Consider the following 694-nt stretch of genomic DNA (forward strand, 5'->3'; position numbering starts at 1 on the left):
TCATACTCACGTGAATCTGACATGTTATTTTTCTCCAGTTGTTATGTATGCAGAACGCTTTACGGGAGACGATAAACGCTCGAATAATTCTTTTATGATTCAGGAACACTCCAAGTGATCCTGAATTTACCTCTTTATAAAACAGTAGGTTCCCGTCCACCCCAGGGCGCCCTCTCTCGCTTCGCGATTCACCTTGTCTGCGGAAATGATGCACGCAGTATCCGAATAGCGTCACGAGAGCAGCATAGGCAAAGCGAAAGTTTGTGAGATAGCGGAGTTTACATATACGTAAATGAGCAAAGCGAACAAGCTTTCAACACGGCCTAAGCAATCACAGTAGCTATTTAACTACATAGCAGACATACCACCATCGACCGGAACCGCTATTCCGTTCATATACGTGTTCGCTGGCGACAACATCATCACCATCACGTTTACGATTTCCTCAACACGCGCAATACGCTTAAGCGGACAACCACGCGCAAGCGTCTTGTTTAATTCTTTCTCATCACCATTCGGATTAAGAATCGGGTTATCCACCATTGGCGTTGAAGTAAAGAATGGGCAAATCGCATTCACTCGCACATTCATTGCACCCATTTCCACAGCAGCCGTTTTTGTCATACCTACAACAGCATGCTTCGCGGCACCATAAGAACCACCCATTGGCGTCGCGCCTAAACCTGCCATTGAT

The 694-nt window shown here is 46.1% G+C and carries 1 protein-coding gene; it reads right to left on the reverse strand.

The window, feature by feature from the left end:
- Positions 1-348: 348 nt before the first annotated feature.
- Positions 349-694, reverse strand: a 346-nt coding sequence (locus A3739_RS06765) for an SDR family oxidoreductase (protein WP_156502416.1), incomplete at its 5' end; no start/stop codon positions are given.

The sequence above is a fragment of the Oleiphilus sp. HI0067 genome (genome assembly GCF_001635735.1).